Origin of the sequence: Amphibacillus sp. Q70, assembly GCF_052055485.1 — a bacterium.
Classification (GTDB): Bacteria; Bacillota; Bacilli; order Bacillales; family Amphibacillaceae; genus Amphibacillus.
Map to the genome: position 1 here is coordinate 445,593 of NZ_CP197171.1, position 13,284 is coordinate 458,876.

Genomic DNA, 13,284 nt, shown 5'->3' on the forward strand with positions numbered 1-13,284 from the left:
ACTTAAATATCTTCTAATTTTAGATCACCATATTTAATCCAACCAAATTTTCTAAACAATTCTGATATTAACCATGTAATAATAGCTGGTGCAACAAAACAGAAAATAATAATTCTAATCCAAATCGTCGCTTGAGGGTAGCCCGCATCAGTCATTTGTGCTAAAGCACCCAATGGTGCAACAAGACCAGACGTTCCAGTACCTGCTGCTGCAGAAATACTTTCCATTCTAAAGATCGTTGTTACAAACGGTCCGAGTATCATCCCTGTGAGTATGGGGGGGACGAAGACGATTGGTTTTCTCATAATATTACCAACTTGGATCATTGGTGAACCCAATCCTTGCGTGATAAAGCCGCCCCAGCCATTTTCTCTTAGACTTTGAATACCAAAGCCAATACATTGTGCACAACCACCAACGACTGCTGCACCTGAAGCTGGACCGGCAATCGCAATCATAATGGCAATCGCCGTTGAACTGATCGGTAAGGTAAGGGTGATCCCCATAAGAGCGGCCACTAATATGCCCATCGGAATAGGTTGTAGCTCTGTTGCTCTATTAATAATCTCACCGAGCCCGACCATAAAGCTATTGATGCCTGGACCGATCAATGAACCGATAAGAGATCCCGTTATAGCTGTAACCGCTGGAGTCACGACCACATCAACAGGTGTTTCTTTAGAAACCACTTTCCCGAACTCGGTACCGACAACCGCAGCTACAAAGGCGCCAACAGGACCACCCAGCTCATTACCTACAAAACCAGATATAACAGTTGAAAACAAAACAAGTGGTGGCGCCTTTAGACCATACGCAACCGCTAAAGCAATACCTGGTCCTGCTACTCCTTTAGCTGCGTCAGCTAATGTCGATTCAAGATAAGGGATATTTAAAAATCCACCAACCGTTTCAAAAATAACACCTGTGATCAACGTAGCGAATAAACCTAATGCCATGTATGATAGTGCATCAATTAAATATCGATGAAAACTAATTTCAATATCTTTACGCTTTAAAAAACTTTTAAATTTTCCTTGTTTAACTTCTTCTTTGTTTTTATCATTTTGCTCAGCCATCTTAATACCTTCTTTCTAAAGATAGATTTGTAATCATAAATTCATAGGATAGCGTTTTCAAAATTATTGATTTAAAGTTAAAATCGATGGTTTCCCTCCTACTATGTTGATGTGGTAGTGGCTGTGAAAGTTCATTATTTAATACTACTTTAACAGCCACTCTGCTGTATTTCATTAGCCAGTATAGGAAAAAAATCAGCCATTATTTTACCTTAAAGACTAAAAAACTGAGCAATAACAAAGTGATCAACTAGCATAAACAAGCCAAATATAACAGCAACAGCTATAGCAATCGGAAGAATGATTGAGAGCACTTTTCCTTCTTTCCCTAAGATGCCGACCGTTGAAGTTCCTAACGTGATATTCCCTGGCGCAATAGCTGTTCCAATTCCACCACCTGTTGTTTGAGCCCCTACCACTGCCGCACGATTCAATCCAACAAAATCAGCAGTTAAAAACTGAAAGTCACCAAATAAGATATTCGAAGACATATTACTCCCTGTTATAAATGTCCCCAATAGACCAATAAAAGGAGCTAAGCCCACATAAAATTCACCGAGTACATTAGCAATTCCTTCTGCCATTACAATCGTAAGTCCTGATCCAGCCATCACTCTTGAAATCGCCAACAAACATATAACGGCAACACTTGGTGACAAAGCTTTTCTCCCTGACTGCTTTAATAGATTTATTAATACTGGATTGGGTATAAGCTTCTTTTTACGATAATAATAATACGTCAGTAATGATGCCAAAAGAAGAAAAGCACTAGCATTTGTAAAAGGGGCAATTGGCGAATAATTTTCAACAGCTGGATTGACCACATTATAGCCAGTCACTGTTTCGGAAAAAGCAGGACCAAAATCAATTTGACTTAACGGCTGATTAATAAAAGGAATTAGCAGCACGACTAGGGCAATAACTGTGACCAAATAGTAAGATAACAAGGCCTGATGAGTCGTCATGGTTTCCTTTTCCGTTGTCGTCATCGAATTAGAGTGCCGATTCATAATCGAGCTATTTTCTAATTTCCAATCTCGATTATATAAGCGACTATTAGATAATAGAATTAAAAAAAGAAGCGATAGAGCACTTGGAATAAATGCCGCTAACTCTGGTTTAATAAGGGCAAAAGTAATTTGACCGCCACCTAATGTTACGGCAATCACAGCCATCGCAATAAATGATTGTTTAATAGCTGTCCATTTCCCATAAAAATAAACAATGACCGACATATAGATCAATGTTAAAATGGAAAGAAATACAGACGCATAGAAAGCCGTTTCTATGATGAACTGCGGATCGCCCGTCCCAGTTTGAAGAATTAACGCTTCCCAAGCCAACGCTAGTGTCCCAAAGGTTCCTGCCCAACTATGACCAAGTAAAGGAATCACAACAGACCACAAGGGCTTGACCCCGACCTTCATAAGTAAAGGAGCTGTAACCAAAATCGGCACCCCAAACCCAGTCACACCCTGTAGAAAACTGGCAAATACAACACCAATAAGCAGAACTCGAATTAATTCATTTGGAGCAATTTTTTTAAACAGACTAGTCAATGTAACGAATGCTTTCCCCTCAGCACTCACCTGATAAAGCATGATCGCGGTAAAAATAACGAGTACAATACTAACCGCATTCCATAATCCTTTTAATAGTTCACTAGATATGATCATTAGATCTGTTCGAAAAAATATCAAGCTAACCAAGAGGGTTGTAAGTAATGTGATAGGTGCGGCCTTTAATACTCCCCATTTCAATGGAATCATTAAGATTAATAATAAAACGATCGGTAAAATACTAAGCAACCAAAAAGGTAATGTGATAGGTAATGCCATCATTATGCCTCCCCAAAAAGAATCCTATTGTCTATTAATTGAGTAAATGAGTTAACACTCATCCTATTATTCTTGTTATACTAAGTATAGTAACTATAAATATGACAGTCATTGACGTTATTAACTAAAAAAACAATAAGAATTTATCTTCACGAGATAAGGAGTGCATTCAATGCGTCTAAATGTAGAAAAAATGCTATCACTTTCCTCATTTGCTAAAGCTAAGCTAATTACACCTGCTAAGTTCAACCATCGACATGTTTCAAGTATTATGGTCTTAGAGGGACCTGATATAGAATTATGGGGCAGATCTGGTCAGGTACTCCTCAGCAGCTTCTTTGCTTTTCAAAATTTGACCCTTGAAGAAATTCAAACATTGCTTGAAAAAATGAATGACTGTGGAATAGCTGCTTTAGTTATTAAAATGGATCGATTAATTTCTCAAATTCCACCACATATTATTACCTTTTGTGAGCAGTTGGAACTTCCGTTGATCAAAATTTCTAAATCCGTTCAATATGAACCCATTCTTGTTGAAGTCATGACTGAATTAATCAATAAAAATCTCAAATTATTAAACATCTACTATCAAACACATACCAAGTTAAATAAGCTAGCTTTAAAAGAGCCAAAACTATCAGAAACATTACTCACATTAAAAGAATTAATTCATTGTCCTGTCTCGTTAATTAATCAGCTTAATCAAAGGGCCATCCACACCGATGAAGATTATCAAACTTACCAGGAAATGAAAACGTTATCTTTTGTAAAAGAACGCTATATGAACTGTCACTATACTCGCCATAAAGTGACTTACCAAGAACAAGAGCAAAAGAATTATTCTATTTTAAAAATAGATATTCCCAACATAAATGCTGTGCCTTATCAACTTATTGTCCATGAGACAGACCAGACACTTGATGAAGAAGTATATATGATTATTGAAAGTACAGTCAGTTTCTTGCAATTAGAGTTATTGAAACGTTATGCAATTACCCAAAATGATTTTTCATATAAAAATGATATTATGTCTGACATTCTCCATGCTCGTGTTGAAAGTCAAGAAGAAATACTCGAGAAGATAAAATTGTTAAAATTAGCGACACAACTTAATTATCATGTCGTCTCTATTTCATACGATAATAAGATAAAGGAACAGGGAATCAAGCAAAAACAGAACCATCATTTAAGGTTGTATGTAACGGGGCAACTTGAACAAGCTCAATTTAATTACGCTTATCTGATGAGGAAAAATAAAATGATTCTAATTATTGAAGAAAAAAGTGATATCAAGCCTTACATGGAATCACTCTTTAAACAAGCTGTTAAAGTGACTAATATAGAATTAAACCAAATGAAAATAGGTATTAGTCAAGTTGGCGATATCTTTCATATTAGTCAGCTCTATCAACAAACAAAAGATATCATAAAGGTTATGACTTGGTTGGAAGAGGACGGGGTCTTATCTTATAAAGATATCGGTGTCTTCAAATTATTCGTGAATCAAGACAGTCATAAACAATTAATTGAGTATATTCCCGATGCAATCAAAGAATTAGAACGGGTAGACTCCGACCTTACTGATACATTAAGAACTTTCTTAGATACGAATCAAAACTATAAAGAAACCGGTGATCGACTTTTTGTTCATCCAAAAACCGTTCGTTATCGAATCAATAAAATTAAAAAAATTATCGATCTCGATTTTCATGACCCGGAGTGGCTGCTTCAAATCAATATTGGCTTACGATTAATAAAGTTGATGCGGAAATGACCAAATATGAGCTCATCTTTAATATCTTAAATGACAACAAAACTGCAAGCCATTCATTTTTGGTAAACGAATGGCTTGCAGTTAATTTATCTTACTAAGGTTATGACTTTTAATCTTCTTTAACCATTGTTAAAGCAATACGCTCTTTTTGTAGATCAACATCAACAACCCAGACAGTAATCACATCTCCAACAGCTACGATATCCATCGGGTGCTTGACAAAGCGTTTTGACATTTTCGAAATATGAACTAAACCATCTTGCTTAACACCAATATCAACAAAAATACCGAAATCAACAACATTTCTGACCGTTCCTTGAAGCTCTAATCCTGGTTTTAAGTCTTCCATTGACAGAACATTTTTCTTCAGTAACGGTTTGGGTAAATCGTCACGCAAATCACGCTCAGGTCGACTCAAGGCTTCAACTATATCTTGAAGAGTGGGTTCACCGACAGCCAACCGATTGGCTACTTCTGACAGGTTTAACTCTGCTAATTTTTGTTGTAATTTTTCTGTCCCCAAATCTGTTTTTTCGCAGTCAATCATTCTTAATAATTGTTCAGTCTCTTGGTAGCTCTCCGGGTGAATAGGCGTTCGATCTAAAGGTTCCCCACCATCTGTAATTCGTAGAAAGCCGATACTTTGTTGATAGGTTTTTTTCCCTAACCTTGGTATACTTTCTAACTCTTTCCGCGTACTGAATGTTCCCAACTCTTCACGCTGTTTAACAATATTATTGGCAACGGTTTTACTCAAACCAGATACATACTGTAATAATGAAACAGACGCTGTATTCACATTCACACCAACCTGATTAACAGCTGTTTCAACGACAAAAGTCAATGACTCAGTCAGCTTTTTCTGACTAACATCATGCTGATACTGTCCAACACCAATTGATTTCGGATCAATCTTCACTAGTTCAGCTAATGGATCTTGTACACGCCTTGCAATCGAAACGGCACTACGCTCCTCGACTTGTAGATCTGGAAATTCCTCTCTCGCCAATTTCGAAGCAGAGTAAACACTTGCACCCGCTTCATTAACGATCAAATAAGGGGTCGTTAATTTCTCATCATTAATTAAATCAGCAACAAATTGTTCTGTTTCTCGAGATGCTGTTCCATTTCCAATCGCAATTAGGTCAACAGCATAGTCTGCAATAAATTGCTTGACTTTTTTACCGGCTCCCGCAATATCATTTCTAGGAGCAGTCGGGTAAATAACATCAACAGCTTTCATTCGCCCGGTCTCATCAATCACTGCTAATTTACATCCTGTTCGAAAGGCAGGATCAATCCCTAAGATTGTTTGTTTTTTTAACGGGGGTTGAAGTAACAGATTCTTTAAGTTCATTGAGAATATCTCGATCGCTTTTTCCTCAGCCATTTCAGTAAGCGATGTCCGAATCTCTCGTTCTATCGCTGGTTGAATCAAGCGTTTGTAACTGTCTTCAATTGATTTTTTAAGAAAGTCTTGTACTTGCTCTGTCGTTTTCTGGTCAATGATTTTTCGTTCCAAATAGCTAAGGCTTATTTCAATAGGTGCAGCAATATGAATTCGAATCACTTTCTCTTTTTCACCACGGTTCATCGCTAAAATACGATGCGAAACCACTGTTTTTACAGGTTCAGAATAGTCATAGTACATTTCATAAACTTGTTTTTCATCTAATGACGCATCTTTAACAGTTGATGTGATCGTACCTTGTTGATGTATTTGCTTTCTTATGTATTCACGATAGCTTGCTTCATCTGAAATCCATTCAGCAATAATATCATTCGCTCCTACCAACACATCCTCAAGCTCTGTTAAGTCATGCTCTTCTGACAGAAATTCCTCTGCTGTTGTGTCCAAATCCGTAATTTGTTGTTCCCAAATTAATTTGGCTAATGGTTCTAACCCTTTTTCTTTAGCCTTCGTAGCTCTTGTTCGTCTCTTTTGTTTGTAGGGTCGGTAGAGGTCTTCTACACGTTGAAGCTGTTCAGCCTGCTCGATCTCCCTTTTCAATTCAGGGGTCAATTTCCCCTGTTCATCAATGAGACGAATGACTTCTTCCTTACGCCCAGCTAATTGTAAAGCATAACCCCATTGGTCCTCAATATCTTTAATCTGAACCTCATCTAATCCACCTGTTTGCTCTTTTCGGTATCGAGCAATAAAGGGAACCGTATTACCTTCCTCTAATAAATCAATCACTTCTTTAATGACTTTCACATTTATCGATACTTTTTTAGCTACATCTGCAATAAGTTGATCTTGATTAAATTCTGCTTCCATTTTATGTTCCTCCTATCTTTCCACCTTATTTTATCAAATAAACTCAGTTTCCGCACATTGAAATGACTAATAGAGGTTGGAACCTTGATTCGTCCCGATAATGAATAGGCATATTTTCATGGAAAAGTCATGAACATATCCCATCTAGGGGTCTTTGATCAAAATAATCATTAGGAAAACCTTAGCCTTTCTGATTGTAAAATGACATTGGTGAAGAAATATATTTAAATCTTTATTTAGCCAGTTTACTTAAGAAATGTTATTACTTTTATGATAAAATCATTTTATAAAACGAAGATAATTTCTGTATATTTGAATCATAAAGCAGGATAAAACGAAACTTCAATCAGTGGGAGTTAGGCCTACAGGACGTAGGTCATGCAGATGTTTGCGGTTACTCGCCCCATCGAAACCCATTGTTGCCCCGAGTTTTACGGACGGTTATCTGTGATAAATGAAAAGTAGCCTTTAACTCGTTATCAATTAGAAACCTCATTTTCTTGAGTGGAAATGTTAGTCTTACTTATACTTAGACCTTTAAAATTTCTGCTTCATAGAATAATCCTTTCACTAAGATTTTATACTTTTCTAACGTATAAAAGTGGAACGGGAGCGTTTTATCGAAGGGAGTTTTTCCAAATGAAAGAGATAATTCCAAACATTCTTGTGCATATGAAAGATCGTGCGTTTGAAGAAGTAACCATTGAAGAAATTGCTGCTCATTTTGGATATAGCAAGTTTCACTTTAGTCGAGAATTTAAAAAGTTGACTGGCTTTTCTGCTGCTGACTACCTTTCTTCACTTAAAATCGAACATGCCAAACAAGAACTCCTTCAAAACAAACGCTCGATAACAGACTCAAGTTTTGATTCTGGTTTTTCAAGTCTCGGAACATTCTCAACAGCATTTGCGAAAAAAACGGGAATGTCTCCTCGCGAATACAAGAATCAGGTGGAATCACTTTACCATTTAGCGAAAAAGTATGATGATCAAAAAGATGCTGCAAATTATTATGTTCAAAAGAAACCATCAGAAGATAATAATCAACTTTCTGTAACCATCCATTATCCGGAAGATTACAAAGCAAGCATTACCTTTGTCGGCTTATTTAACAGTTCAATCCCTAACCATAAACCCATTGTAGGTACAGCTTTAATTACACAATCCAGTCACACGTTCATCCATATTCCAGATGGGCAATACTATTTACTTGCCTGTTCGATTGAAAAGACACGCAATCCATTACGTTACTTTATTTTGGACGATTGTTTGCGTGGGAAAGCAGACTATCCTCTTCGTTTTCCTAAGGATTCAATGAAACAAATTGATGTTTATCTAAGAGAACCCCTACCAGAAGATCCACCTATTTTAATCAATTTACCAAAATTATTAGTAGATACATTTCATCTCCGCAATCGATAAGAAGTATTTCCTTACTAAACATGACATACTTTACTTATAAAAAATCACAATGGAAGGAAGGCAACACAATGAATATTCAATTAACTCCTTATCTACTGTTGGATGGAAAAGCAAATGAAGCCATTGATTTTTACACAAATGTATTTGATGCAGACATTGAAAGTCGTGAACTGTTAAAAGATTGGCCACAGGAGTTTGATCATCATATACCTGAAGGTTATGAAAATAACGTCATGCACGCACATTTAAATATTGGACAGTCACAGCTGATGCTCGCCGACACATTACCCGGTCAAACGATGAAGCAGGGGTCAACAATTACCATTATGATTGACGTAAAAGAGGTTTCTGATGCAAGGAGACTATTTTCTGCCTTGTTAGTGGATGGAGAGGAAACGATGGCTCTGCAGGAATCCAGCTTCAGCCCAGCAATGGGACAAGTAAAGGATAAATTCGGTATCGAATGGCAAATCATTACGGAACATCCTGATATGAGAGAAGGACCAGAATCATTAACTTGAGATGAATTATTTTTAATACGATACCACTTTCTATACAATATTAGAATAGGTTCTTTTACAACGTTTCAATAAAAGTCATTAAAAATCCTATAAACTAAATCTGGAAGGAGTGATTAGGCGAATGGTAATTCAAGAAACGAATACTTTAAAACAAGCTAAAGGAAATTGCTTGTGTGGTCAAGTCGAATTTGTTGTAGATGAATTATCTCAAAGAGTTCATACCTGCCATTGCGACACGTGTAGAACAATTAGTGGTGGTCCATCATTTCGGAATCATAGTTTAAATATGGATACTGTAACCTGTTCGGATTGGGGAAAAATAACAATATTTGAGTCGTCAGACACTGGAGAACGTGGCTTTTGTAGTTATTGCGGAACTCAGCTTTTTTATCGTTCAAAAACACGCCCAACGATCTCTTTAAATATAGAGTTATTCCGTGATATTCTTACCAATGTGAATTTTGAAGCAGAACTATTTTGTTTATCTAAGCTTAGTCATTACTCTTTTGCAAATGATACAGAAAAATTAGCTAATGAATAGTTTGTAAATTTATTTTTTTGAATATAGTTTTCTCAAGAAGCTTGCTCAATTAGAGAAGCTTCTTTTTTCGCACGTTAGAAGAGAATAAAATTTCAGCTCAGCAGCTATTCGATGGAGTAGAAACTTTAATGCCTCCTGTATAATAAAAACTACCTCCTTCGCTCAATAGGACGAGCGAAAGTGAGTTTTTCTAATATTAAACAAGACATTTCATGCTCTTAGTCTAATTTCTTTGGCCATTTTTTATTTACCATGGCTATATAAATAAAGCTCTATGATAATCATGATTATCATAGAGCTTTATTTAAATTTAATCACAATAAGTGTTGTATCATCTTCTCGATTTTGATCCATTTGCTCTGCAAAAGCATCGGTAATTTCTACTGAACTTTGCTTTTGAAATAAGCTATGTGTCAAATCTTTTGGCATCACACCATCTGAAAATAAAACAAACAGCATACTTTTTTTAAACTTTCCCCTTATCTCTTTAGTTTGACGTGGATAAACACCTAAATAACCGGACATGGGGATATTTCTCTTCTTGATCCCCTCAGATGTAATCGTCATTAAACCAATGTTTCCAATGGAAGCATAAGTATATTCTAAACTTCTTAAATCCAGTTTAAGGATGCCTAAAACAACGCCACGTTTTCCGATAAGGGCTTGATTGCTCAGCTTAATGATCTCTGATGTTGCCAGCAAAGGATCAGCCTTAATCACATTCATGACTGCTTGGGATGAATCACGCGCCATATCTCCACTGCCTAAACCATCAGCCAAAGCACAAAGGAAGAAATCATCATCTTGATAGTAATAATAACTATCACCACAGCTATAGTTTCCTTTTTTCTCCTTTTGATAGACGGCAATATCAATCGCATTCATTTTATTCATTAGTCTGTTACTCCCAAACCATCCGCTTGTAGAGCTTCTCTTAATTTTAATAGAGCACGGCGTTGGATCCGAGAAACATGCATTTGAGATATATCAAGCATTTCTCCCGCTTCTTTTTGGCTCATATTCTCAAAATAAGTATATTGTAAGACTTTTTGTTCACGTTCTGATAATATGGGCAGAACTTTTTCTAATACAAGACGTAAATCAGTTTTTTCAAAACCGTCGTCTTGGTCTCCGATTAAATCAAGAATGGATACTGTACTTCCATCTGAATCAGCTTCAATTTTTTTATCGACTGACAAAGCTTTATAGCTCTGTCCCATCTCCATCGTTTCCAGTACTTCTTCTTCTGTTACATCTAAATAGTTAGCGATATCTCCGACAGATGGTGAATGCTGATTTTTTGTTGTTAAGTGCTCTGTTGCTTTTTTGATCTTTGGTCCTAGCTCTTTGATACGACGTGGTACATGAACACTCCACGTTTTATCACGGATAAATCGCTTTATCTCTCCAATAATAGTCGGTATTGCGAATGATTCAAATGATTTACCTAAGGTTGGATCATACCTTCTAATTGCGGCCAATAACCCAAGCATTCCTACTTGTACAAGATCTTCATGAATTGAGTTATTTTTTGCATATTTCCTCGCAATAGAACGAACAAGATCTTGATAAGTTAAAACAATCTTCTCCTGAATTTCCTCATCCTTTGGATTCTCCTGAAGGTGCTGTATCCATTGGTAAACCTCATCCTCACGATTATTGTGTGGTTGAGATTTGGTCGTCATCTATTTCCACCTCATTTGTCGGAAGTTTTTTAGTCATTAAAACAATCACACCATAGTCATTACTAATCTCAACTTTGTCCATCAAAGCATCGATTAAAAATAAACCAAATCCACCTTCTCGTAGATTTTCAATTCGTTCTGATTGTTGATAAGGACCGATTTGCTTTTTAATCTCCGCTAAATCGAAACTTCCTCCACGATCGGCAACCATGACTTCCAAACGATCTGGGTAGACACCAAAGCCAATTGTTACTTCACCATCTTCATGTTCAGCATAGGCATGTGTTGTTGCATTCGTCATTGCCTCAGAGATTGCCACTTTTAAATCTTCAATCTCTTCATAGCTAAACCCCATTCGGTTAGCAATACCTGAAACACTTAATCGGATCACACCAACATATTCTGATTTTGCAGGTAATCTCATTTCAATAAAATCAAAATGTTTCATTTAATTTTCACCTCGTACTGTTGTATCAATCGCAATAATACTGTCTAAACCGGTAATTTTAAACAGTCGTGACACTCGTTCTTGAAGATGAACAAGCTTGAATGATGACGAGTGTTCTTTTGATGACTTTAAAGCACTAATAAAAACACCCAGTCCCGTACTATCCATATAACTCACATTATTTAAATCAACAATAATTTCTCCTTCTGCTTGCTGAGTTAGTGGCAGCAATGACTCTTTCAAAACCGGGGCTGTATATGCGTCAATTTCACCTGAAAGAACTAAGGTCTTTACAGGGCCTTGCTCGATAAGTTCTACATCCAAATTAATTTTCATTAATTCTCTTCCCTTCTACTATCCAATTAATTTATCACAGGTTAACTGATTGTATGTCCCCCACTTTAAAAATACGGGTAAAATTCAAACATGATAGGTAGGGTATTAGCAGTTAGGAAAACTCGATGGGTTCATCTAGCAAATACTTTTGCTGGGACGAGTAACTGCTGATCTACAAATTCTGCTGGGTTGAATAATTGCAAAATACTGCAAGATGTTACTTCAATGTTTTAAGCCAATTAGCTGCAATCCATGACTACAACATCACCTAGATTTTGCAACCTTAGACTCCATTAATTTAAAGATTCACTTTATGTACTTCCCCAACACCCAATCAATTAAACTTCTTTTTTTATGATAATCAATGTGAAATCATCACGTAAATGAAAATCCTGAAGCTTCTCAAAATAATGAAAAACATGTTCTACAGCTTCTTGAGCTGGCAGGTGAATATAGTTGTTTATCACTTGCAAAACTTCATCACATTCAACAAAGCGATCACCTACACGACACTCTGTCACACCATCCGTTAACAAAATTAAACAATCACCTTTTTCAACTTTGCGGACAAATTGCTGATATACCGTATCTTCCTTAACACCTAGTACTAAGCCGGGGGCCTGAATTTCTTCAAATGCATTGTTATGTGCATGATAATAAAAACAAGGCTCATGGCCAGCAGAAGCATAAGAGAAAGTTTCATTTTCAGGATTATATAATCCATAAAACATCGTAATAAACATACTTGGATCGACGTTTCGTTCCACTACACGATTTAGGTTTTCTAAAATAGCTTGGGGATCCTGCTGACTTTCTGGAAAACTATCCATGGAATATTTAATCATAGACATCGCTAATGCTGCAGGGATACCCTTACCTATCACATCTGCAAGGGCAATACCTAATTTGTTCTCTTTGTTCGTAACAAAATGATAATAATCACCATTCATATGATTAGCTGGAACACTGATTGCTCCAATATCTAACCCTTGAATAGCTGGTTTGACTGTAGATAATAGTGTCTTCTGCATATTTGCTGCTACTGAGATTTCAGACTCAAGTTCCGATTGTTTTTCTCTTAAAACGTGATTCTCTTGTAAAGCGAGACCATAAGATATCATCGCCTCAAGTAAAAAGTTTAATGAATCACTTACTTCTCTAGGAAGTTCAGGGTATAAATCTTTAAGTGCCTCAATATGAATATGGATCATTTCTTCTGGTGAAATATTATGTTGTACTGATAATCTACTAAATTGCTCAGCATGATATAGAGCTGTTTCGTTCTTTGTTAATAAATATTCTTTTAATAATTGACGATAATTATCTAAATCGAGTTTGGTTGATTCCATGAACACACTCCAT

12 protein-coding genes are annotated in these 13,284 nt (G+C 36.4%); 4 read left to right on the forward strand and 8 right to left on the reverse strand.

Annotation, left to right across the window (positions count from 1 at the left end):
• Nucleotides 1–2: 2 nt before the first annotated feature.
• Both ACS127_RS01965 and ACS127_RS01970 read right to left on the reverse strand, forming a co-directional pair.
• Entirely contained in the window at nucleotides 3–1,076 is a 1,074-nt protein-coding gene (locus ACS127_RS01965) for a PTS transporter subunit IIC (RefSeq protein ID WP_440896789.1), read from the reverse strand.
• Nucleotides 1,077–1,288: 212 nt separating this feature from the next.
• Nucleotides 1,289–2,914 (reverse strand): L-lactate permease, encoded by a 1,626-nt coding sequence (locus ACS127_RS01970; RefSeq protein WP_440896790.1) that lies wholly within the window; start codon nucleotides 2,912–2,914, stop codon nucleotides 1,289–1,291.
• A gap of 172 nt (nucleotides 2,915–3,086) precedes the next feature.
• Between ACS127_RS01970 and ACS127_RS01975 the strand changes: the two genes are divergently transcribed.
• Nucleotides 3,087–4,688, forward strand: a complete 1,602-nt coding sequence (locus ACS127_RS01975; RefSeq protein ID WP_440896791.1) for a PucR family transcriptional regulator — start codon at nucleotides 3,087–3,089, stop codon at nucleotides 4,686–4,688.
• Between the two features lie 109 nt (nucleotides 4,689–4,797).
• On the opposite strand, the gene ACS127_RS01980 is transcribed toward ACS127_RS01975, so the two are convergent.
• On the reverse strand, nucleotides 4,798–6,969 hold the full coding sequence (locus ACS127_RS01980) for a Tex family protein (RefSeq protein ID WP_440896792.1): 2,172 nt from the start codon (nucleotides 6,967–6,969) through the stop codon (nucleotides 4,798–4,800).
• A gap of 639 nt (nucleotides 6,970–7,608) precedes the next feature.
• Between ACS127_RS01980 and ACS127_RS01985 the strand changes: the two genes are divergently transcribed.
• The 3 genes from ACS127_RS01985 (at nucleotide 7,609) to ACS127_RS01995 (ending at nucleotide 9,453) form a co-directional block, all read left to right on the forward strand.
• A complete protein-coding gene (locus tag ACS127_RS01985) occupies nucleotides 7,609–8,391 on the forward strand; it encodes a helix-turn-helix transcriptional regulator (protein WP_440896793.1) in 783 nt (260 codons plus the stop codon).
• 68 nt (nucleotides 8,392–8,459) lie between these two features.
• The gene (locus tag ACS127_RS01990; RefSeq protein WP_440896794.1) at nucleotides 8,460–8,912 is read left to right on the forward strand and encodes a VOC family protein; all 453 of its coding nucleotides are present in this window, start codon (nucleotides 8,460–8,462) and stop codon (nucleotides 8,910–8,912) included.
• A 121-nt stretch (nucleotides 8,913–9,033) separates the two neighbouring features.
• Complete coding sequence (locus ACS127_RS01995) at nucleotides 9,034–9,453, forward strand: GFA family protein (protein ID WP_440896795.1); 420 nt, start codon at nucleotides 9,034–9,036, stop codon at nucleotides 9,451–9,453.
• Between the two features lie 300 nt (nucleotides 9,454–9,753).
• On the opposite strand, the gene ACS127_RS02000 is transcribed toward ACS127_RS01995, so the two are convergent.
• The 5 genes from ACS127_RS02000 to ACS127_RS02020 all read right to left on the reverse strand — a co-directional run bounded on the left by ACS127_RS02000 (nucleotide 9,754) and on the right by ACS127_RS02020 (nucleotide 13,271).
• Entirely contained in the window at nucleotides 9,754–10,347 is a 594-nt protein-coding gene (locus ACS127_RS02000) for an indirect negative regulator of sigma-B activity (protein ID WP_440896796.1), read from the reverse strand.
• Nucleotides 10,347–11,138, reverse strand: a complete 792-nt coding sequence (sigB, locus tag ACS127_RS02005; RefSeq protein WP_440896797.1) for an RNA polymerase sigma factor SigB — start codon at nucleotides 11,136–11,138, stop codon at nucleotides 10,347–10,349. Before sigB ends, ACS127_RS02000 begins: the two co-directional genes overlap by 1 nt.
• Nucleotides 11,110–11,586, reverse strand: coding sequence for an anti-sigma B factor RsbW (gene rsbW / locus ACS127_RS02010; RefSeq protein WP_440896798.1), 477 nt, complete (start codon nucleotides 11,584–11,586; stop codon nucleotides 11,110–11,112). The genes sigB and rsbW overlap by 29 nt, the downstream gene beginning before the upstream one ends.
• On the reverse strand, nucleotides 11,587–11,922 hold the full coding sequence (locus tag ACS127_RS02015) for an STAS domain-containing protein (protein WP_440896799.1): 336 nt from the start codon (nucleotides 11,920–11,922) through the stop codon (nucleotides 11,587–11,589).
• A gap of 338 nt (nucleotides 11,923–12,260) precedes the next feature.
• Nucleotides 12,261–13,271, reverse strand: coding sequence for a PP2C family protein-serine/threonine phosphatase (locus ACS127_RS02020; RefSeq protein ID WP_440896801.1), 1,011 nt, complete (start codon nucleotides 13,269–13,271; stop codon nucleotides 12,261–12,263).
• Nucleotides 13,272–13,284: the final 13 nt, after the last annotated feature.